Below are 20,921 nucleotides of genomic sequence, written 5' to 3'. Positions count from 1 at the left end.
GCTCAGGAGCCATGTCCATGTCCGATGCCCGTTTGAACCCAGAAGCCCCTCCGTCGCCTGAGCACGCCCTCGTTCGCCGCCAGGATTATCGGCCGCCCGACTGGTGGGTCAGCGACGTCGCCCTCGATGTCGATCTCGATCCCGCCGCGACACGGGTCCGCTCCGTCCTCAAGGTCGAACGGAATGGCAGCCATGATCGAACGATCAGGTTATCCGGCGACGGTCTTCGGCCGCTCGCCGTCACCGTCGACGGCCAAGAGGCGCGCTGGACGATGGAGGGCGGCGACCTCGTTGTCGCCGTTTCCGGCAATACGGCCGAGATCGCGACAGAAGTCGTCATCGCGCCGGCTGAGAATAGCCAGCTGATCGGGCTTTACGCCTCGGGCGGCTTGCTTTGCACGCAATGCGAGGCCGAAGGCTTCCGGCGGATTACCTTCCACCCTGACCGGCCCGACGTGCTGTCGGTCTATCGGGTTCGCATGACCGCGGACAAGGTGCGCTATCCTGTGCTCCTCGCGAACGGCAATCCGGTCGCCTCCGGCGATCTCGAGGGCGGTCGCCATTGGACCGAGTGGCACGACCCGTTCCCCAAGCCGTCCTACCTTTTCGCTATGGTGGCGGGCGACCTCGAAGTTCTTCGCGATACCTTCACGACAATGAACGGTCGCGAAGTCGAACTCGGAATCTGGGTTCGCGCCAAGGATCTGCCCAAGACTCATCACGCGATGGCCAGCCTCAAGCAAGCGATGGCCTGGGACGAACAGGTTTACGGCCGCGAATACGACCTCGACCGCTTCAACATCGTCGCGGTCGACGATTTCAACTTCGGCGCGATGGAGAACAAGGGCCTCAACATCTTCAATTCGCGTTACGTTCTCGCCGATACCGAAACGGCGACCGATGCCGACTTCGACGCCATCGCCGGCGTCGTCGCCCACGAATATTTTCACAACTGGTCGGGGAACCGGGTGACCTGCCGCGACTGGTTCCAGCTTTCGTTGAAAGAGGGCTTCACGGTCTTTCGGGACCAGAGCTTTTCTGCCGATATCGGGTCCGAAGCAGTGAAGCGGATCGATGACGTTCGGCTCCTCCGCGCCGTCCAGTTCCCGGAGGACAGCGGGCCGCTGGCCCACCCAGTCCGGCCGGATTCATACCTTGAGATAGGCAATTTCTACACCGCGACCATCTACAACAAGGGCGCCGAGCTTATTCGAATGATGCGCACGATGATGGGTGCCGAAGCGTTCCGTCGCGGCACCGACCTCTATTTCGACCGCCATGACGGCGAGGCGGCGACCTGCGACGATTTCGTCGCGGCAATGGAGGAAGCGAGCGGTCTCGACCTCGGCCAGTTCAAGCTGTGGTACGAGCAGGCGGGGACTCCTCAAGTCGCGGCGCGGGTCGAGCCCGAGGATGGCGGCGTGACTCTCCACCTGTCTCAGTCAGTTCCTCCGACTCCGGACCAGCCGGTCAAGCAGCCCATGGTCGTTCCGCTTCGCACACGATTGATCGATGTCGATGGCTCGGGCGGCGAAGAGCGGCTTATCGTCCTTGACCGCGCCGAGCACTCCGTGCGCATCGATGGCGCCTCCGACAGCGCCTTGTTGTCGATCAACCGCGGCTTCTCGGCCCCTGTCGCGCTAACCGTCGAGCGCCGTCCCGGAGAACTCGAATCGCTTGCGACCAGCGACGATGATCCCTTTGCCCGTTACGAAGCGCTTCAGGAACTTGCGTATCGGGTTCTCGTCGGCGGCGGTGCACCCGATCCGCTGGTTGAGGCGATTGGCGCGACGCTTCGTTCCAACGCGCTAGATTCGGCCTTCAAGGGAGAGGCGCTGACACTTCCCTCCGAAGCGATGGTCGCCGAGCGTTTCGACCGCGCCGATCCGGATGCGATTCACGCCACGCGCGAGGCCCTTCGCCGAGCCATCGGCACGGCTCTTGGAAACGAACTCGCCGAAGCACAGGCGGCGACGTCTACCGGGTCGGACCTCAGCCCGCAGGCAAAAGGTGTCCGGCGCCTTCGCACCATCGCGCTTTCCCTGCTTTCGGCCGGCGATCCGGATCGTGGCGCCGCGCTCGCAAAGGCACAATATGATCAGGCAGATAACATGACCGACCGCCAGGGCGCGCTCGCCGTACTGTCGATGCTCGATGCCCCGTCGCGCGAGGAAGCCTTCGCCGACTTCTACCGCCGCTATCGCGAAGACAGCCTGGTCATCGACAAATGGTTCGCGCTCCAGGCTTCGGCCCCGCGCTCGGATGCGCTCGACATGGTCGAGGCACTTCGCGGTCATGCCGATTTCACGATGAAAAACCCCAATCGGCTGCGTGCGCTGGCCGGTGGCCTTGCCGCCAATCACTGGCGTTTTCATTCGCCGGACGGACGCGGCTACCAGATGCTTGCCGATTTCGTCATCGAGGCGGACTCGATCAATCCGCAGGTTGCCGCCCGGCTGGTCCCGCCGCTCGGCCGCTGGCGGCGGCTCGAACAGGGGCGCTCTTCATTAATGAAGGCGGAGCTTGAGCGGATCGTCGCCGCCCCGGGGCTAAGCAAGGATACGTTCGAGCAGGCGTCGAAGTCCTTGGCCTGACCGCGGTCTAGCGGCCGGATCCGATCCAGTTGGCAACCTGCATCGCAACGTCGTTGGCAGCCTGGTTCAGCGCCGGCCCGACCGTCGCCGCGGTGCCGTCGGCTGGGGCGCGGGCTTCGAAGCGGCGGGTCTCGACCCGCGTTCCGCCCGCGGTAGACAGAGCCGCATCATAGCGCACGAACGCCGTGCCCTGGCCGCCCTCATAGCCGAAATTGGTCAACTTGCCGGTCACGGTGAGGCCCGGATCGAGGTTCGATTGCTGGGAATCGAGTACGACCCGATTGGTGGTGCGGAGAATCGTCTCGCCAAGCAGGTCCTTGAACAGCTTGTCGGGCGTATCGACCAGGGTCAGGTCCTTGATGTAGGCGACCGTGGTCGTGCCGACCTGCGCAGCCACGCGCGTCGTTCGAATCTCCTTGGCGATGACGGGAGTCTCGATGGTTACCGACTCACCAGCATTGCCCGACCGCGCGATCGGGCCGGGATCCGGCGCGGTGCTGCTCAGGGTAATCAGGTTCTTCGGCGCTTCACTTCCGCCCATCAGTGCGCAACCGCTTGCGCCGAAGACCATCAGGACCGCAGCCGCGGCACGCATTACGTTGTTCATCGGCCGTTCCTCGGCTTGTAATCGGGAAGCTTCGGCTCGCTCAATGCGCCGCCGACGCCTTGCTCGTTGAGCCTGTCGGAGAAGTCGGTCAGCGACTGCGACAGGCCGCGAAGATCTTTCACCAGGCGATTGGCCTCGGGCACCGTCGTTTTGGAGAAACTCTGAATGCCGGGCCGCGCGTCCGCGATCATCGCGTCAAGATTGTCGGCCGCCCGCTGGACGCCGGCAATGGCCTTGCGCAGGTCTTCGGCTGCCGGCTTGCCCTGCTCGTTTATCAGGCTGTTGGTCGAATCCGCCAGAATGCCGACTCGCTGGGCGGCGACCCCGGCATTCCGCGCCGCGATGCGGGCGTCGGCGATGGCGTCGGCCAGGTCCGGTGCGCGCTGTGCAAGGACATCGGTGGTCTTCTCGACATTTTCCAGGATGTCGCTCACGGCATTCTGGTTCCGGTCGCTCAAGAGCTCTGTCAGCCGCTCGGTCAGCCGCTGGATCCGCTCCATCAGTTCCGGGGCACTCGCCAGAAGCGCGCCGAGACCGCTCGAAGTTGCGGGAATGACCGGACAGCCTTGCGGCCCGGCCTGGGTCAAAGGCGGCGCGCCGCGAACCGCTCCGTCGAGCTGGATTTCCGGCGGCGAGGTGAATCCGACAGTTTTGATCTGAGCCGACGTGCCCTGGAGCACGGGGGTGTCTGCGTTGACCTCGATGCGCACCCAGACGAACTCGGGCCGGTCGGGAAGCAGCGAGATTTGCGTGATCTGACCGACGGGAACGCCGGAGAAGGTAACGCTGCTGCCCTTGTTCAGGCCGCCCACGCCCTGCTGAAAATAGACGTCGAAGCATTGCTTGCGCGTGTTCGACAGGCCGGCAAGCCAGACGATGAACAGCAGCAAAGCCGCGAGAAGCGCCAGGACGACGCTGCCGACCAGCACATGGTTCGACCGGGTCTCCATCTTGTGTCCTTAGCCCCCTTACGCCGCCGCAGCCGCACGTCCGCGCGGTCCGTTAAAATATTCTTGAATCCAAGGATGGTCCAAAGCCAGCAATTGTTCAATCGTCCCTGCGGCGATGACCTTTTTGTCCGCCAGCACGGCCACCCGGTCGCAGATCGCGTAAAGCGTGTCGAGGTCGTGGGTGATGAGGAACACCGTAAGGTCCAGCTTGCTCCGGAGCGACAGGATGAGCTCATCGAAATTCTGCGCCGAAATCGGGTCGAGGCCCGCGGTCGGCTCGTCGAGGAACAATAGCTCCGGGTCCAGCGCCAGCGCCCTGGCGAGGCCGGCGCGCTTGATCATTCCGCCCGACAGTTCCGACGGATATTTCGGTCCGGCGTTTGCTGGCAGGCCGGCCATCGCGATCTTGTAGCTGGCGATCTCGTCCATCAACTGCGTCGACATGTGGAAATATTCGCGCAGCGGAACTTCGACATTCTCCGCCACGGTCAACGTCGAGAATAGCGCACCGGCCTGAAACAATACGCCCCAGCGGCGGCGGATGTTCTTCGCCTCGTCCTCGTCGCGGCCGACCATGTCTTCGCCCAGCACTTCGATTGTGCCCTCGTCCGGAGTCTGGAGCCCGATGATCGAACGCATCAGCACCGACTTGCCGGTGCCCGAGCCGCCGACCACGCCGATGATTTCGCCCCGGCGAACGTCGAAATCGAGATTTTCGTGAATGACCTGTTCGCCGAAGGCGTTTCGGAGGCCGCGGATCGAGATGACCGCGTCCTCGCCTTCGGGCAGTGTCGGGCTGATCTTGCTCATATCCAGCCGATCGAGCTGAAGAACACGGCGAATACCGCGTCGAGCACGATGACCAGGAAGATCGCCTGGACCACGGCGGCCGTTGTCTTAAGGCCAACCTGCTCGGCATCGCCCTCAACCTGCATGCCTTGGAAGCAGCCGACCAGCGCGATGATGAATCCGAAGACGGGCGCCTTGATGAGGCCGACCCACAGGTCGGTCATCGGCGTGACTTCGCGAAGCCTCTGGATGAAGGTCAGCGGTGGAATGTCCAGGGCGATCCAGGTGAAGATCCCGCCGCCAAGGATCGCCATGATCATCGCGTAGAAGGATAGCAGCGGCATCATCACCACCGCTGCCATCATGCGCGGCACGACCAGGGCTTCGACCGGCGACACGCCGATGGTGCGCATGGCGTCGATTTCCTCGGTCAGCTTCATGGTGCCCAGCTGCGCCGCGAAAGCGCTGCCCGAACGGCCGGCAACCATGATCGCCGTCATCAGCGTGCCGAGCTCACGTGTCGTGATTCGGCCGATCAGGTTGATGGTGTAGACCTCGGCGCCGAACGCTTCGAGCTGGACTGCCCCCTGCTGGCCGATGACGATGCCGATGAGGAAGCTCATCAGGCCGATGATTCCGAGCGCGCGAACCCCGACGAGGTCGAAGCGCTGGACGACGGCGTTGAGCCGGAACCGCTTCGTCGGTCGTTTGGCGACGTTGTAGAAGCCGATCAGCGTCGCGCCGAGGAAGCCGACCAGGCCTCGGAATGTCCGGCCTGTTTCTATAACCGCCTCGCCGACTTCCTCGACCAGGCCCATGATGCCGCCCCGCTCCTCGGGGATGACTCTGACAGGCTGGTCGGCTTCGGCGACTTGCTCGAGCAGCCCCGTGATCTTCTCGCTTGCCCCGACAATCTTGGCGCCGCGGTCGCGCGTCGCGCGATAGACAAGCCAGGCGCCGACCGTGTCCATACGCTCGACATCGCTCAGGTCGATCGTCATGCCGTCGTCCATGGCGGCGATTTCGCGCTCGGTCGTGGCCGCGCGAAGGATGGTCAGCGCGCCTTGGACGCGATAGCAATTGCTATCGTCCGCTGCCCCGTCCATCGTTGCCGTGCCCGCCATACGCGGTGACCCTGCGCGAAATCGCGACGAGCGGCAAGTGGGTCGGGGCACTCCAGTATTTTCCGCCTCTTTATTGCCGAACTTTGCCGTTTATAGGTCGGCGCAATGTCCGCATCCGTCACCTCGAGCGCTCAGCCGTCATTCTTCCCCGTCGGCGACAATCCTGCACGGGTATTCGGGCTGGACGCGCGAACCCGGGCGCAGCGGCTGGCGGTCAAGGCGGGCCTGCAGCCGGCCGACAGCGCCCGTCCGGGTCAGGCGGCGATCCTTGCGGACCTCGACTTCACCTGGGACCCGGCATGGCTGAAAGCGATCGCCGGAAGGCCGGGGACGGTCCTCACCCTTGGGAATCGCGCCGTTCTCGCCAACGTCGCTCCGCACCAGGATCCGGCTCGGATCGTCGCGGCCATGCAATCCGGCTCACCGTGCGATTGCGGCGGCTTCGAACGGATGGCGGCGGAAAGCGCCGAGCTTAGCTATCATGAACTTCGCAAGCGGGACCGGCCATTCGTGCTCCCGCTCGATGAAAGCAATGCGCGCGTTGTCGAGAAGGCGGCCTACGATGCAAGCTACAAGGGCGTCACCGACGCGCTGACGCTCTACCTTTGGCGTGGCCTCGCCTTTCACCTGACGCGTTGGGCCGCACAGGTGGGGATGACGCCGAACCAGATCACGCTGGTCGGCGCGCTGCTTTGCGCCGCGACCTTCTTCCTGTTCATGGGTGGCCACTACTGGTCCGGAATGGCGACCGGCTTCGGCTTCATGGTGCTCGACACCGTCGACGGCAAGCTCGCCCGCTGTACCGGCCAGTCGAGCTGGTGGGGCAATATCTTCGATCACGGCATCGACCTCGTCCACCCGCCCTTCTGGTGGTGGGCCTGGGCGGAGGGCCTCAACTATCACGATGACCCGTTCGAGCGGGTTTACGAGCTGTTGATCGTCGGCGCGATCGTCTTCGGCTATGTCGCCCAGCGCTTCATCGAAGGCGTCTTCATGAGGCGCTACGGTATGCACATCCACGTCTGGCAGAAGATCGATAGCCAGTTCCGCCTCATCACTGCCCGGCGCAATCCGAACATGGTCATCCTGCTTGCAAGCCTGGTCTTCAACCGGCCGGACATGGGGCTGGAGCTGGTTGCCCTCTGGACGATGATCAGCCTGATTTTCCACGCCGTGCGGATGGCACAGGCTAACGCCCGGGCGGAACGCGGGGCGAAGCTGGCCAGCTGGCTGGCTTGACCTCCTGCCAATACACCGCGTTGCTGCTGGCCGGGGTCCGGCCGGGCGGCGATCCTTTCGCCGAGCAGCATGGCGTTCCTGCCAAGGCGCTCATCCCGGTCGCGGGCGAGCCGATGATCGCTCGTCCCGTTCGGGCTCTGCTCGAAAGTCCGCAAATCGGCGCCGTTCGAATCCTGACGCAGCGGCCGGACCTTCTTGGCGAAGCGGTGCCGTGCGATGCGCGAGTCACGTTCGGGACTAGTGGGGCGACCATCGCCGCTACCCTGGAAGATATCCTCGCCGATCCGGCGACAACTTTTCCCTTGCTGGTCACCACCGCCGACCATGCGCTCCTCACACCGGCGATGATCGGCGACTTCTGCGAACAGGCTGCCGGCGCGGACATCGCTGTCGGCGTGGTCGAGCGGAAAGCGCTGATGGCGCGCCTGCCGCATAGCATCCGCACCTGGATCGCGCTGAAGGGTGGCGCTTATTCGGGAGCCAACCTGTTCGCCTTGGGTTCCCCAGCTTCCGCGCGAGCCGTCGCCCTTTGGCGCGAGGTCGAGCAGGACCGCAAGAAGGGCTGGAAGCTGCTTGCCGCGCTCGGCCTGCCAGGGTTGCTCGGACTGCTTCGCCTCCGCCGTCTCGACCAGGTAATTACGGCTATCGGCCGCCGGCTGGGTATCGAAGCGCGGGCGGTTGTGATTGACGATGCGCTCGCGGCCGTCGATGTCGACAAGCCGGCCGACCTCGCGCTAGCGGAGGCGATTATCCAGGGGCGCGCATGATCGATCTCGCAATTTACGACATGGACCGGACGGTGACGCGCCATGCGACGTGGACGCCTTTCCTCCTCCATTGCGCGGCGCGCAGGGCGCCATGGCGCCTCGTCTTCCTGCCGCTCGTGATCCTGTCGATGCTGGCCTATGTCCTGAAGCTCATCGACCGCGGACGCCTCAAGGAGATCAACCACCGGCTGCTGCTGGGCGGCGTTACCGATCAACATGTCCTTGAACCATTGGTCAATAGCTTCGCGGCCCGCACCGTCGCGGGCAATGTCCGTCCAGGTGCGCGGGAAGCGATCGCGCGCGACAAGGCGGAGGGTCGCCGGGTCGTCATGGCCACCGCAAGCTATCGTTTTTACGCCGCCGCCATTGCCGAACGCCTAGGGTTCGACGACTGCATCGGCACCAACTCGGTGCTCGGGCTCGACGCCCAAGTCCACGCCAAGATCGACGGCGAGAATTGCTACGGCCCGGTCAAGCTTCGGATGATCGAGCGCTGGCTTTCGGCCGAGGGACTGACGCGCGCCCACGTCCGCTTTTATTCCGATCACGCCAGCGATGCGCCGGTGTTCGAATGGGCCGACGAAGCGGTGGCCGTGAACCCGCACGACCGGCTGCTGCGGCTCGCTGCGGACCGGAAGTGGGCGATTGAGGACTGGGGCTAGACCGCGTCCAGCGCGTTGGCGAAGTCGGCGATCAGGTCCTCAGCCTTCTCGACGCCGATCGAGATTCGCACCAGGTTGTCGCTGATCCCCAACGCCGCCTTGCGCTCGTCCGGTACCGACAAATGCGTCATGGCTGCAGGCGCGCTGGCCAGGGTCTCGGTGCCGCCAAGGCTCACCGCCAGCTTGGCGATCCGGAGCGCATCGAGGAAGCGGAAGGCTTCGGCTTCGCCGCCCTTCAAATAGAGTGAGAAGGTCGATCCCGCGCCGCTGCAGTGACGGTCGTAAATGTCCTTCTGGCGCGATCCGAGCTCGAGGAAGCCGAGATATCCGACCTTCTCGACCTTGGGATGGTCCCTCAGAAAGGCACAAACCTTCTCGGCATTCTCGCCGGCGCGGCTCATCCGCAGCTCCAGGGTCTCGAGGCTGCGCATCAGCATCCACGCCGTATTGGGGTCGCAAATTCCGCCCATCGGGTTGCGGATGAGGCGGACCTTGTCGAGCACCGTCTTCGAACCGACCAGCGCCCCGGCTACCAGATCGCTGTGCCCGCCGACATATTTGGTGAGACTGTAGACCGAGACGTCCGCGCCTTGCTGGAGCGGCTTGGCCCACAGCGGCCCGAGGAAGGTGTTGTCGATGGCGATTGGCGGCAGCTCACCACTACCGAACGCCGCACCGCGCGCGGCATGGACCGCCTCGACGTCGACCAGTGCGTTCGTCGGGTTGGCCGGGCTCTCGAGGTAGATCATCGCTACCTTGCCGCCCTTTTCGGCGGCCATCGCCTTGGCCTTGGCCATTACCGCGTCCAATTCCTCGCGGGAGGCGCCGGCCGGGAAGTCGACATATTGGACTCCGAACCGCGCCATAATCTTGTCGATGACGCTTTCCGTCGCCGCATAGAGCGGGCCAGAATGGACGATCACGTCATTCTGGTTGGCGAGCGCGAGGACCAGGGTGGTGATTGCGGTCATGCCGCTGGAGAAGGAGAGGGCGGCTTCCGCGTCTTCCCAAACCGCCAGCCGGTCTTCGAGGATCTCCTGGTTCGGCCCGTTGAAGCGCGAATAGACCAGGCCCTCCGCCTTGCCGCTGCCGTCGCTCTTGCCGGTAATTCCTTCGAAGAAGCGCTTGCCGTCGGCTGCCGTCTCGAAAACGAAGGTGCTGGTCAGGAAGATCGGCGGCTTCAGGCTTCCCTCGCTCAGGGACGGATCGAAGCCGTGGCCCATCATTAATGTCGCCGGGTCGAGCCGGTGATTGCCGATATAGCGCTCGGGGTTCTTGGGCTTGCGCGAATGGGAAGGCGTATCGGTCATGTCGTTTGGATCCTCGAACCTGCCGTTCCCAGGGAGGCGGGAACCGATGAGCGAGGAAGCCGGGGCACTGGCATCCTAACCTCCGCAGGATGCATCTCCGCCGGCTCGCCGTATGGCTGGCCGATTAGCCATGGCGAGGGCCGATTTCAACTGACGGAAGCGATCGCCCAAACCGTCCCGACCATCAGCGGTATACCGGCAAGGTCGAGCAGCAGTCCGGCCTTCAGCATTCGCGGCAGAGCGATGTGCCCGGTCGCCCAGGCGATCGCATTGGGCCCGGTTCCGCTTGGCAGCATGAAGCCCCAGCTTGCCGCCCAGGCGGCAGGTAGGGCGAGCAGGATCGGGTCAACTCCCGTCGCTGCGATGACACCGGCGACGACCGGGATGATCGCGCTCGCGGCGGCGACGTTGGAGGCGAATTCGGTGATGACGATCACCAGCGCCACCAGCACCAACGCAACGATCAACGGGTGTACGGATTTCAGCGGCTGAAGCGCCACGCCCAGCCAGTCGCCAAGCCCGGATTCCCCCATCCCCGCCGCCAGCGCCAGCCCGCCGCCGAACATCATGATCACGCCCCACGGCGCGCGATTGGCCTCGTCCCAGTTGAGCAGCGCGCGCCCGCTTCCGTCGGGAATGACGAACAGGACCAGCGCTGCGGCGATGGCGATCGTCCCGTCGGTCAGCGAATCCTTGGGCAGCAACGGGGTAACGAACGGCAGCGCGATCCAAGCTGCCAGAACCACGGCGATCAGCGGCACCAGCCGTTTCTCGGCGATGCTCCACTTTCCGGCGTCGCCGATCGCGGCGAGCGCCTTTTCAGGGTGAAAGTCGGTCGACCGGACCTTTTGCACTTTCATCAGGATCAGCCAACACAAGGGTATGGCGATGATTACCAGCGGTATGCCGAACATCGCCCAGTCGAGGAAGGTGATCCTGAGGCCCGTCGCTTTCTCGATGATTCCGGCTGAGATGGCGTTGGTCGGGGATCCGACCAGCGTCCCAAGTCCGCCGATCGACGCGGAGAAAGCGATGCCCATCGCCAGCGCTCCGGCGAAGCCGTTGGTCTCGCCTTCCGGAATTTCGGCGGCCCTTATGATCGCCACGGCGATGGGGATCATGATCAGCGTCGTCGCGGTGTTGCTGACGATTAGGGAGATGATCGCGGTCGCCGCAAGGAAAGCGAACAGCATCGCGCCAGGCGTGTGCCCGCCGCGGCGGATGATGCTCAGGGCCAGCCGGCGGTGAAGCCCGACCCGCTCGATCGCCAGCGCGATCATCGCCCCGCCGAGCACCAGGAACAGGATCGGCGAATAGTAAGCACCTGCGGTGTCGGTGGCGGTCATGATGCCGAGCAGCGGGAAGGCCAGGAACGGGATCAGCGCGGTCGCCGTCAGCGGCAGCGCCTGCGTCATCCACCAGGTCGCCATCAGCACGACGATGGCGCATGTCGCCCAGGCCGGTTGCGGCATGCCACCCGGCGGCGGAAGCGCCAGCATCAGCGCAAATGCCATCAGCCCGCCCCAAAGCCCGATCCGCTGCGCCATGATTTCGCCCCTCGTGACCCTCATGCCAAAGGGTGTGCGACTAGGCTAGGGGCGCGGTCTTCGTTCGAACCAGTGCGCGAAATCATCGGGGAAAACACGCACTGATTCAGCGTGCTCGATTCGATAGTGTCATCCTAGGATTGCCACTCGCCGGAGGCTCAAGATGTTTCGCACCCAACTCTTCGCATCCACGCTCGCTCTTGGCGTTCTTGCTAGTGCGGCGAGGGCGGAGCTCGATGTTCCAGCCGCAACTGCCATTGTCGCCGCAAGTCCGGAGGCCAAACTTGGCGACGGCGACGGCCAAGGTGACGCAACTGTCGCCGGGACCGACTTCCAAGCCACCGCGAGGATTCCGTGCCGCGGCGTTGGAAGCGCCGCAGGGACCTGCCAGGCCGGGGTGACTCGCGGTCCCGATCAGATCGCCGTCGAAGTCAGCCTTCCTTCCGGAAGGACCCGCAGCTTGCTGTTCGACGGCAAGGGCAAGTTCATTACGATCGCAAGCTCCCAGGCCGACGGCACCGCTGCCTGGAAAGTCAGTTCCCGACGCGATGGCGATACTACCGTTATTCAGGCCGGCCCCGAAACCTACCGGGTGCCCGACGCATTCGTTGTCGGCGACTGACTGGAAGCCGCCCCGGTCCTAGGGCGCGAGCCGGGCGTAATAAATGAAGTCGTAGGCAATCGTCGTCGCAAGGAGCATGGCCGGCGCAGCGACCTGCACCCATCCGCGCTTTACCGTCAGCGCCAGCACCGGCAGTATGATCGTCGCCACGACGAGCGTATTTTCGTCCGACCAATTGTCCACGCCAAGTTCCGCGCCGGCGAGATAATTGCCGATGACCGCGGTCACGATCAGGGCCAGGGTCGCGGTGATATATGTCGGGCCTTCACGCTCGTGGAATTCCCTCATGTCCAATGTCTCGCCGCTTTCGAAATCCGGACTGACGAGCGCGCATACGAAATAGTTCATGATTACGAAGAGGAAGCCGGCAGCGATGGTCCCCAACTTCAACTCCCCTCGGTCTGGAAGTCCCACAGGCTTAGCCAGTTGGCCGTCAAATAGCCGACCGCGACCAGCATCCAGAGTAGATGCGGCAAGGAAAAGACCAGCTTGCGTCGGTACCGGATCATCCGGGTCCATGCGAACAGCAGGTGGGTAAGGGCGATCACATAGACAAAGGAGAAAAACAGAATGATGAAATCGAACGGGCTCATGGCGCTTCCTTCATGCCGGCCGAAAATAGCGTAGACTGGCCGCCCGGCCGCGCCCCGCACATCCGTAATTCAATTGAGACTGGCGTTCGCTTTGGCCACTGAATCTGTTCTCCGGAATCGCTAATTGGTCAGCGCTTCAAACCAATCATGCTGATCTGGCGGCCGTAGGCCGGCTCGTCGCGATGGGTGGCGCGGCGGAAGGAATAAAAGCGCTCCTCGTCGCCATAGGTGTCGAGCCCCAGCGCCTCGATCGTGCGCACGCCTGCGGCGGCGAGACGGGCAACGACATAGGCTTCAAGGTCGAAATGCGGCTTCCCGCCTGGTCCTTCGGCGAAGAACCGCTCGTTGGAAGCGTCGTCACGGAGCAGATCTTCCGCGAACGCATGGTCGACCTCGTAATTCTTCTGGGCAATGCACGGGCCGACTGCTGCCGCAATCCGTTCGATCCTTGCGCCAAGCGTGAGCATCGCGGCGATGGCCGCCTCGGTAATCCCGCCGACTGCGCCGCGCCATCCGGCATGGGCCGCGCCGACGACGCCCGCCTCGCTGTCGGCCAGAAGAACCGGCGCGCAATCGGCGGTAACGACGGACAAAAGGATGCCAGGCCGGTCGGAGACCAGCGCGTCCGCCTCGGGACGCGCATCATGTTCCCAAGGCTCGATGACCGTGACGCAAGTCGCGCCATGTACCTGATAGACCCGACCAGCGCGGCGCCGGGAAGCACCGCCTCAGCCGCTCGTCTGCGATTTTCAAGGACCAGCGCCGGGCCGTCGCCGCTGCCCAGACCGGTGTTCAGTCCAGCCACGTCGCCGGTGGAAACGCCGCCGCGCCGTCCGAGGAAGCCATGCGCAACGCCGCGGAGCGTACCCGCGCGGATCACCTCGACATCGCTCACAACGTTAGCCTCATGATCCGGTCGTCGTCGGCGTGATTGCCGACCATGAAGACGTATTTGCCGACTTCCTCGAAGCCGTAGCGCTCGTAGAAGCGGCGGGCGCGATGGTTGTCGATGTATACGGTGAGCGTCAGGTAGCGCGCGGCCTGACTGCGCGCCTCGGCGATTGCCCAGTCCATTAATTCGCGCGCGATCCCGCTGCCGTGCCACCGCTCAAGCACGTAAAGCTGGTAGAGTTCGATGGTGCCCGGAAGCGCTTCGCCGGGAAGATTGTCGGGGCCGAGCTTCACAAAGCCGGCAAGCTGGCCGGAATCCTCGGCCAGGCGGAACGTGAAGTCCGGGCTGGCCAGTTCGTCCTCGAACGCCTCGGCGGTCACACCCTCCAGGAATGCATCGAGATCTGCTTTCGCGTAAAGGTGACCGAAGGTGGCGATGAAGCTTTCCCGGAAAAGGTCGGCCAAGGCCTTGCCGTCGCCGGACACCCCATTGCGGTAGGTGACGCTCATTCCAGCCCCGCCGGGAGCGGCCATCCGGGCGCGGCCAACGCCATCACCTTGAACAAACGTCCCATTGCCTCCTCGTCGCACAAACGCCGCCGCGCCGCTCCAATCGCCTCGCCCTGGTCGGGGTTTCGCGCGGCCAGTGCCATCGCTCGCCCAGATATGCCAATCGTCTCCAGCCACGTTCCTTGGCTTGCCAGCCGCGATACTTTCGCGCCCGCTTCCTCCGCGACCTTCGCGAGGCTGGCGAAATCGACATGGGCGGTGAGGTCCTGCTCGCCCGGACGTTCAAGCGGTGAGGCGAATTTGTGACCCCCGACCGCCTGCAAGGTCTCGCCAGTCGCCTCTTGCAGCCCATGTCCATAATCGACCACCAGCGCCGCACCGCCCCGGACCACGATGGCTCGCGTCAGTTCTTTCATGGCCGCTTCGCGCTCGGGACTTTTCTCAGCGATGGTGCCGTCGCGGTCGAAGGCCAGGTGACCGCCAATCCACTCGACCCGCCGCTCCACCCCTCGACCCACTGCTGCACCGGCAAGGCATCGAAGAATTCTGAGGCGACGACCAGCAGAGGCCCCTCTCCCTTGGCGAGACCTGCGATTTCGTCATGGAAGGTCGCCTCCGGAACGGAGGCCTTCTGCGCTTCGCGAAGCAAAGGGCTGGTCTCGACGAACTCGACGCTCGCCGGCGCACATCCCGCCGCCCGCATCACCCTCAGCGCGTCGCTCGCCAGCGTTCCGCGGCCGGGCCCGAGTTCGGCGTAGCGCAAACCCTTTGGTCGTCCCGCGCGATTCCAGCAGTCGGCCAGCGCGGCGCCGATCAGTTCGCCGTACATTTGCGTGATTTCCGGCGCAGTGGTGAAGTCGCCGCGAGCGCCGAACGGATCGCGCGTTGCGTAATAATAGCTGTTGCAGGCCTCCATATAGGCCTCAACGCTGATAGGACCGTCCTGCTTGATCCGCTCGACGAGCGCGGCTTCCAGCGGGCTCACCGTCAGGCGACGCTTTCGCTTCCAGAGATCGGCTCGACGCGTTCCCTGCGGCCCTTGGCGGTGGCCATCAGATAGGCTCCGCCGAGGATCATGGGGATTGTCAGCCACTGGCCCATGTGGAGCCCCGTCGCGGCAGCGAAGGCCGCAAGCTGTTGATCCGGCTCCCGGATGAATTCGATCCCGAAGCGGAAGATCCCGTAGAAGAACAGAAACGCGCCGACCAGCTTGCCCGGCTCGTAGCGCGCTTTCGTCTTCCAGAACATGAAGGCCAGGATCGCGAACAGGACGACGCCTTCCAGCGCGGCTTCGTAAAGCTGGCTCGGGTGACGCGGCGGTCCGAGGAACGTTCCGAACGGGCCAGCCTCCTGAAACCGGATCGCCCAGGCTACGTCGGTGCGCGCGCCCCACAATTCTTGATTGATGAAATTCGCGAGTCGCCCGAAGAAGAGGCCAAACGGCACGCAGCAGGCGACATAATCATGGAGCCGCAGCCAGTTCAGTTTCTGCCGCCAGGCGAGATAAATGATCCCCAGCGATGTCCCGATTACGCCGCCGTGGAAGCTCATTCCCCGTCCCACAGCTTCACGATGGCCAGCGGATTCTCAAGGTAATAGCCGGGGTTGTAGAAAATGACGTAGCCGAGCCGGCCGCCGATCATGATCCCCAAAGCGGCGTAAAAGACGAGGTCGTCGGCGTGGCGGCGGGCCATCGGTGCGCCCGGCTGCGCGATTAGCCGGAGCAGGTACCAATAGCCGATGAGGATGCCGGCGACATACGCCATCGAATACCAGCGCAGCGCGAAGGGGCCCAATTGCACGATGATCGGGTCGAGCCCTAAATCGGGGAAGGCAATGTGGTTCGAGGCGGCGACTGCTGCGATCGTCGTTTCAATCAAACTCATGGGCTTCCCTCTTGATTGACCGCCTCATAGGGTGGGCCGGTTGAAAGGCAAAGCTGAAGAGGAACGGATGCGATCCGAGCTTGACCGGAAATTCGACGAGACCCTGGCCGAAATCATTGGGCCGGGCGGCCGCCTGGTCATCGAGCGGGACGAGTTCGGTCGCGCCTACGTCGCCAATTTCCCCGCCACTCTGCCGTTGTTTTTCAAGACGTTCTGCGCGCTGAATAGCTCAGTCGAAGGGGTCGTCGCCGGCGAGGAGCGCCTGACGTTCGCCGATCTCGACCGGATCTCCGACCAGCTTGCGCATGCGCTCGCATCGCGCGGGATCGCAAAAGGCGACCGCGTGGGAATCGCCATGCGCAACTGCCCATCGTGGATCGTGGGCTACATGGCCATTTTGAAGGCCGGAGCGATTGCGGTCCTGCTTAACGGCTGGTGGGAAAAGAATGAATTCCAGCAGGCGCTCGAACTGACCGCCCCAAAGTTGATCTTAGCCGACGGGCCTCGCGCGCGCCGAATTGCCGAGGCCGGCAGTTGGTCCGTGGCGGCACTGCCGATCGAGCAGCCCGTCCAAGAGGCATTCGCGGCGCTGATCGACGGCGCCCATCTGGACTCTCCGCTTCCGGATGTCTTGCCCGAGGACGATGCGACGATCCTTTTCACCTCGGGTTCAACCGGCGAGTCCAAAGGCGCGCTGTCGACGCATCGCGCGGTAACCACGGGGGTCTATGCCTATTCGACCGGCTTGATGGTGCTCAAGGAAATCCTGATCCGTCAGGGGAGCCCTCCGCCAAGCCCGCGCACCTTGCTTAGCGTTCCGCTGTTCCACGTTACCGGTGAAGTACCGGTTATGCTCAACAGCTTCGTAGTCGCGCGGACGATGGTCCTGATGCCGAAATGGGATGCGGGCGAGGCGCTTCGACTGATCGAGAAGGAAAGGCTGACCTATTTCGTCGGCGTGCCGACCATGAGCCTGGAGCTCATGAACCACCCGGATCGAGGTCGCTACGATCTTTCGTCGCTCACGGACGTGACGGCCGGCGGCGCGCCGCGGCCGATCAGCCACGTCGAACGGCTGAAAAAGGAATTTCCAAACGCGCAGCCCGCGCTCGGCTATGGACTTACGGAGACCAATGCCGTCGGCTGTTCGAACTTCTGGGGCAATTACGCAGCCAAGCCCGCCTCGACCGGCCGCGCACAGCCGCCCTACGTCGAGCTTGCGATTCTTGGCGAGGGTGACAGGCACCTGGCAGTTGGGGAGCGCGGCGAAATCGCGATCCGTTCGGCGGCAAACATCAAATGCTATTGGGAAAATCGGGCCGCGACCAAGGCGGCTTTTACCGCCGATCATTACCTGCGGACAGGTGACATTGGTTATCTCGATGAGGACGGATATTTGTTCATCGTCGACAGGAAAAAGGACATCATCCTGCGTGGCGGCGAGAATATCAGTGCGGCCGAGGTCGAAGCGGCAATCTATTCCTGCGAGGGGATTGCGGAGGCGGCGGTGTTCGGCGCGCCAGACGAACGTCTAGGCGAAGTTCCCGTAGCCATACTCCACCGCCGCGCTGGGAGCGCGATCGATGAGGCGGAACTGCGCGAATTCCTTTCTTCTCGGATTGCCGCCTTCAAGGTCCCCGCGCAAATCCACTTTTCGGACGATCCCTTGCCGCGTCTTGGGACGGGGAAGATCGACCGGGTTGCGCTCAAGGAAAAGTTCGCGACTTGATTCGTTTCGATCGCCGTTCCCTCCTTGTCGCTGGCGGCGCCGGTGTTGGCCTGATTGTCGCCTTTTCTTTGTGGCCGCGCGAGGCGGAGAGCCCTCTCGCGGTGGTCAATGGCGAGCGATCGTTCGGCGCTTTCCTGAAGATCGGACGGGACGGGACTGTCACGGTTGCGATCCCGCAGGCGGAAGTCGGGCAGGGCATATGGACCGGCCTCGCGCAAATCGCGGCCGATGCAATAGGTGCGGCATGGGAGCAGGTCGCGGTTGAGCCGGCGCCGTCAGCGCCGGACTATGTGAACAGTTATTTTGCCACCCGAGTCACCGCCGGTTCGTCCAGCGTTCGTGCCTTTGAGGCGCCGATCATAGCTGCTGCGGAGGCGGCGCGTGGCATGCTGGTCAGGGTCGCGGCCAAGCGCTGGGGTGTCGACCCGGCACAATGCAACGTCGGCGGCGGGTTCGTTAGACATGGGGTACGGGCTTTCGCGTTCGCGGAGTTGGCAGAGGATGCTGCGGCACTGTTGCCTGCAGGCCCGGCGGGGAGGCTTACGACGCGGCTCATCGGGCAGTCTCTTCCCCGTCTCGATCTGTCCGCCAAAAGCAATGGATCGATCCGGTTTGCAGGCGATGTCCGCCTGCCCGGTCTGGTTTTCGCTGCAGCGCGGTTCGCTCCGCCGGGGGGTGCACTGACAGGCTACGACCGCTCTGCCGCATTGGCACGGCCTGGCGTTCGGGAAATCGTTGCAGACAGTGGCTGGATCGCTGCGATCGGCGAGACCGGATGGGCCGCACGCAAGGCGCTTGAGGCTGCTTCGCCGCGCTTTTCGGGTCCGGCAACGGCAAATCGCGCAGCCATTGAGCAGGCTCTCGACGAAGCCCTGAATAGCGGCTCCCCGACGACGATCGTCGAGCGTGGAGATTTTGATGCCGTCGCCGGCAATGCTCGACCGCTCGGTGCGACCTACCGCATTGCTCCAGCTCTTCACGAGGGCCTCGAGCCGCTCACAGCGACAGCGCGATTTGTTAGCGGACGCCTTGATGTGTGGGCGCCCATTCAGGCCTATGATCACGCGCTTGTGCAAGCCGCAAAGGCGGGCGCGGTCGATCCGCAATCGGTCGTGCTTTACCCAACGCCGGTTGGCGATTCCGCCGGCCAGGCTGTGGATACGGATATGGTTGCGTTAGCGGTCGCGCTCGCCAAACGCATCGGCAGGCCGGTGCAGGTCAATTTAGCCGCCTTTGACACCGCCAATCGCGACCGTCCGAGACCACCGCTTTTGGCACGAATGGCGGCAATGCCTTCGGCTTCCGGCAGCGTAGGGGCCTGGAGCGCTAAGTTCGTTTCCGCCTCGGGCCTGGAAAACGTGGTGGCGGACAAAAGGAAGCGCCCCAAGCTGACGCTGACCGGCGCGGCACCGCCCTACGCGATTCCAGCGCTCAGGATCGAGCAGGTCGAAGCCAAGCTGACGATAGATTGTGGATATATGCGTGGCGGTAACGAAGCGCTCACCGCATTCGCCAACGAATCCTTCGTCGACGAATTGGCACGCAACCTGAATTCCGAGCCGTTCGCGTTTCGGATGGCCCTGCTGGGCGGCAATCCGCGCCTCGCCCGGACACTAGTCACAGCAACCAACCGTGCGGGATGGGACGGCGGGGCGCCGGGAAGCCGAATGGGCCTTGCCTGCGCCAGCGCATTCGGGTCGCATATCGCACTCGTCGCGGTTGCCGGGGTCGGTTCAGATCAACGCATCGTGGTCGACCGGCTCGTAGCCGCCGTGGACTGCGGCCGCGCGATCAATCCCGCGCTGGTCCGTCAGCAGATCGAGGGCGGTCTTCTCCATGCGCTGTCGGTGGCAACCGCTCGTTCCCCGGATTTCGTAGCCGGAATGCCCATTGCAAGAGGTTTGAGATCCGCCGGGATCGATGGAGCGCTCAAAGTGCCAGACATCCTCGTCGAAGTCGTTCATGGAAATGCCGATCTGGGCGGTGTCAGCGGCCTGGGGCACACAGTCCTTGCCCCGGCAGTTGCGAATGCGCTTGCTGCTTCAACAGGCCGCCGCTTGCGCAACTTGCCATTCGACCTCATGGCCTCCTGATGCAACTGCCGCCCGACCATCCCGCGATACTGGCACCGAAAGTCGCAGTGCTGCTGATCAATCTCGGCACGCCGGATTCGCCGGAGCCTGCCGCCGTGCGCCGCTACCTGGGTCAATTTCTTTCCGACAAGCGAGTGGTCGAAATTCCGCAGATTCTGTGGCAACCGATTCTTCGCGGCGTAATCCTCACAACGCGGCCGAAGAAAAGCTCGCACGCCTACAAGCAGGTCTGGACGGAGGAAGGCTCTCCGCTTGCCGCCATTACCGCACGGCAGGCCCGCAGCCTTCAGGGACTGCTCGGCGCGGATGTCGTGGTCGACTGGGCGATGCGTTACGGCAACCCGGCCATCGATCATGCCATTGACCGCCTGATGAGTGCTGGCGCGGCAAAGATCCTTCTCGCGCCGCTCTACCCGCAATATTGTGCTGCGACGACGGCGACCGCGAACGACTTCGCTTTCGCTCATTTGGCCAGATTGCGTCTTCAACCGGCCATCCGGACATTGCCCCCTTATTATGACGATCCGCTCTACCTCGATGCGCTTGCAAGCGATCTGTCAGGGCAACTGGGCGCTCTGGATTTCGCGCCGCAGCGCCTCTTGCTGAGCTTTCATGGCATGCCGGAGCGGACACTGACGCTTGGCGATCCCTATCATTGCCACTGCCGAAAAACGGCGCGACTGCTCGCGGACAGGCTGGACGTTCCGGTCGACGTCGCCTTTCAGTCGCGTTTCGGGCGGGCCAAATGGCTCGAACCGGCTACGGATTTGACGCTCAAGGCCTACCCGGGGGATGGCGTGACCAAGGTTGCGGTCGCCGCGCCTGGCTTTTCCGCCGACTGCTTGGAAACGGTCGAAGAGATTGGAATTCGCGGGCGCGAAGACTTCATTGCCGCTGGAGGAACGCACTTCGCACGCCTTGATTGCCTCAATGATCGCCCTGCAAGCATGGCCCTGCTCGTCGAACTCGTCAGGCGCGAACTTGCCGGATGGTGGCCATCGTCCTAAC

At 63.8% G+C, this 20,921-nt stretch carries 19 protein-coding genes and 2 pseudogenes; 8 read left to right on the top strand and 13 right to left on the bottom strand.

All coding sequences use genetic code 11. The features are described 5' to 3' along the window. The first annotated feature begins 17 nt into the window (after positions 1-17). Positions 18-2,594: an aminopeptidase N gene (pepN, locus tag G7076_RS10350; protein ID WP_166202598.1), complete on the top strand. Its 2,577-nt coding sequence runs from the start codon at positions 18-20 to the stop codon at positions 2,592-2,594. A gap of 7 nt (positions 2,595-2,601) precedes the next feature. Here pepN and G7076_RS10345 read toward each other — a convergent pair whose 3' ends face one another. Genes G7076_RS10345 through G7076_RS10330 form a run of 4 tightly spaced genes read right to left on the bottom strand, consistent with a single transcriptional unit; the run spans position 2,602 to position 6,064 of the window. Beyond that, positions 2,602-3,201 carry an ABC-type transport auxiliary lipoprotein family protein gene (locus tag G7076_RS10345; protein WP_166202596.1) on the bottom strand — a complete coding sequence of 200 codons (600 nt, stop codon included), beginning with the start codon at positions 3,199-3,201 and terminating at the stop codon, positions 2,602-2,604. Continuing rightward, complete coding sequence (locus tag G7076_RS10340) at positions 3,198-4,151, bottom strand: MlaD family protein (RefSeq protein ID WP_166202595.1); 954 nt, start codon at positions 4,149-4,151, stop codon at positions 3,198-3,200. The genes G7076_RS10345 and G7076_RS10340 overlap by 4 nt, the downstream gene beginning before the upstream one ends. Positions 4,152-4,169: 18 nt before the next feature. After that, on the bottom strand, positions 4,170-4,961 hold the full coding sequence (locus G7076_RS10335) for an ABC transporter ATP-binding protein (RefSeq protein ID WP_166202593.1): 792 nt from the start codon (positions 4,959-4,961) through the stop codon (positions 4,170-4,172). Continuing rightward, positions 4,958-6,064, bottom strand: coding sequence for an MlaE family lipid ABC transporter permease subunit (locus G7076_RS10330; protein WP_240913778.1), 1,107 nt, complete (start codon positions 6,062-6,064; stop codon positions 4,958-4,960). Before G7076_RS10330 ends, G7076_RS10335 begins: the two co-directional genes overlap by 4 nt. A gap of 105 nt (positions 6,065-6,169) precedes the next feature. Here G7076_RS10330 and G7076_RS10325 point away from each other — a divergent pair, with 105 nt between their 5' ends. Genes G7076_RS10325 through G7076_RS10315 form a run of 3 tightly spaced genes read left to right on the top strand, consistent with a single transcriptional unit; the run spans position 6,170 to position 8,732 of the window. Continuing rightward, positions 6,170-7,303, top strand: a complete 1,134-nt coding sequence (locus G7076_RS10325) for a CDP-alcohol phosphatidyltransferase family protein (protein WP_166202591.1) — start codon at positions 6,170-6,172, stop codon at positions 7,301-7,303. Continuing rightward, positions 7,300-8,070, top strand: coding sequence for a nucleotidyltransferase family protein (locus G7076_RS10320; RefSeq protein WP_166202589.1), 771 nt, complete (start codon positions 7,300-7,302; stop codon positions 8,068-8,070). The genes G7076_RS10325 and G7076_RS10320 overlap by 4 nt, the downstream gene beginning before the upstream one ends. After that, complete coding sequence (locus G7076_RS10315; protein ID WP_166202588.1) at positions 8,067-8,732, top strand: HAD-IB family hydrolase; 666 nt, start codon at positions 8,067-8,069, stop codon at positions 8,730-8,732. Before G7076_RS10320 ends, G7076_RS10315 begins: the two co-directional genes overlap by 4 nt. On the opposite strand, the gene G7076_RS10310 is transcribed toward G7076_RS10315, so the two are convergent. Both G7076_RS10310 and G7076_RS10305 read right to left on the bottom strand, forming a co-directional pair. Beyond that, on the bottom strand, positions 8,729-10,042 hold the full coding sequence (locus G7076_RS10310; protein WP_166202586.1) for a cystathionine gamma-synthase family protein: 1,314 nt from the start codon (positions 10,040-10,042) through the stop codon (positions 8,729-8,731). The two genes, G7076_RS10315 and G7076_RS10310, sit on opposite strands and share 4 nt — an antisense overlap. A gap of 146 nt (positions 10,043-10,188) precedes the next feature. Continuing rightward, positions 10,189-11,589, bottom strand: a complete 1,401-nt coding sequence (locus G7076_RS10305) for a DASS family sodium-coupled anion symporter (protein WP_166202584.1) — start codon at positions 11,587-11,589, stop codon at positions 10,189-10,191. 163 nt (positions 11,590-11,752) lie between these two features. Between G7076_RS10305 and G7076_RS10300 the strand changes: the two genes are divergently transcribed. Further along, complete coding sequence (locus G7076_RS10300) at positions 11,753-12,211, top strand: hypothetical protein (RefSeq protein ID WP_166202582.1); 459 nt, start codon at positions 11,753-11,755, stop codon at positions 12,209-12,211. An 18-nt stretch (positions 12,212-12,229) separates the two neighbouring features. Here the strand turns inward: G7076_RS10300 and G7076_RS10295 are convergent, their stop codons facing one another. From G7076_RS10295 to lgt, 7 genes and pseudogenes are all read right to left on the bottom strand, one after another. Continuing rightward, complete coding sequence (locus G7076_RS10295) at positions 12,230-12,595, bottom strand: hypothetical protein (RefSeq protein WP_166202580.1); 366 nt, start codon at positions 12,593-12,595, stop codon at positions 12,230-12,232. Between the two features lie 2 nt (positions 12,596-12,597). Further along, a complete protein-coding gene (locus tag G7076_RS10290; RefSeq protein WP_166202578.1) occupies positions 12,598-12,804 on the bottom strand; it encodes a hypothetical protein in 207 nt (68 codons plus the stop codon). Positions 12,805-12,932: 128 nt separating this feature from the next. Then, positions 12,933-13,699 (bottom strand): annotated as a pseudogene (gene pgeF / locus G7076_RS10285) (peptidoglycan editing factor PgeF). Further along, positions 13,696-14,205 carry a GNAT family N-acetyltransferase gene (locus G7076_RS10280; RefSeq protein WP_166202576.1) on the bottom strand — a complete coding sequence of 170 codons (510 nt, stop codon included), beginning with the start codon at positions 14,203-14,205 and terminating at the stop codon, positions 13,696-13,698. Before G7076_RS10280 ends, pgeF begins: the two are co-directional and overlap by 4 nt. Then, positions 14,202-14,621, bottom strand: coding sequence for an SAM-dependent methyltransferase (locus G7076_RS12805; RefSeq protein ID WP_346774089.1), 420 nt, complete (start codon positions 14,619-14,621; stop codon positions 14,202-14,204). The genes G7076_RS10280 and G7076_RS12805 overlap by 4 nt, the downstream gene beginning before the upstream one ends. Next, complete coding sequence (locus G7076_RS12800; protein WP_346774088.1) at positions 14,618-15,190, bottom strand: SAM-dependent methyltransferase; 573 nt, start codon at positions 15,188-15,190, stop codon at positions 14,618-14,620. Before G7076_RS12800 ends, G7076_RS12805 begins: the two co-directional genes overlap by 4 nt. Before the next feature lie 2 nt (positions 15,191-15,192). After that, positions 15,193-16,085 (bottom strand): annotated as a pseudogene (gene lgt, locus G7076_RS10270) (prolipoprotein diacylglyceryl transferase). A 73-nt stretch (positions 16,086-16,158) separates the two neighbouring features. Between lgt and G7076_RS10265 the strand changes: the two are divergent. Genes G7076_RS10265 through hemH form a run of 3 tightly spaced genes read left to right on the top strand, consistent with a single transcriptional unit; the run spans position 16,159 to position 20,920 of the window. Further along, positions 16,159-17,820 (top strand): class I adenylate-forming enzyme family protein, encoded by a 1,662-nt coding sequence (locus G7076_RS10265; protein ID WP_166202574.1) that lies wholly within the window; start codon positions 16,159-16,161, stop codon positions 17,818-17,820. Next, positions 17,817-19,913, top strand: coding sequence for a molybdopterin cofactor-binding domain-containing protein (locus G7076_RS10260; protein WP_166202572.1), 2,097 nt, complete (start codon positions 17,817-17,819; stop codon positions 19,911-19,913). Before G7076_RS10265 ends, G7076_RS10260 begins: the two co-directional genes overlap by 4 nt. Further along, positions 19,913-20,920: a ferrochelatase gene (gene hemH / locus G7076_RS10255; protein WP_166202570.1), complete on the top strand. Its 1,008-nt coding sequence runs from the start codon at positions 19,913-19,915 to the stop codon at positions 20,918-20,920. Before G7076_RS10260 ends, hemH begins: the two co-directional genes overlap by 1 nt. The last annotated feature ends 1 nt before the right edge of the window (position 20,921 follow it).

This window comes from Sphingomonas sp. HDW15A (assembly GCF_011301715.1).
Lineage (GTDB): Bacteria > Pseudomonadota > Alphaproteobacteria > Sphingomonadales > Sphingomonadaceae > Sphingomicrobium.
The sequence above is the reverse complement of the archived record's forward strand: the minus strand, read 5'-3'. Positions and strand labels throughout refer to the sequence as shown.